1 protein-coding gene is annotated in these 249 nt (G+C 47.8%); it reads right to left on the reverse strand.

Annotated elements, in window-relative coordinates:
* Positions 1–249 (reverse strand): MFS transporter (locus SB775_RS32320; RefSeq protein ID WP_410865381.1); only part of this gene is annotated, 249 nt, incomplete at both ends.

A 249-nucleotide genomic window follows, 5' to 3' on the forward strand; every position in this document is an offset into this window, starting at 1 on the left:
GTTGAGGGTAGTGTTTGTAAGATAAGCGTGGAGATAAGAAACAGCACTGCCATGGTGATGAGTGATGGGTATATGCCCATATGCTCGTAAAAGAAGCTGCCGATAATAGGACCAGCTAACAGAAAGATCGCACTCATGCTTTGAGCGATCGACACTGCGACACCGACATGCTCCTCGGGGATGTGACGCTTCATCAATTTAGCTGAGGAAGGCTGCGAAAATTGAGAGACGATTGCGGAGATAAAGGTG

This window comes from Peribacillus sp. SIMBA_075 (assembly GCF_046534585.1).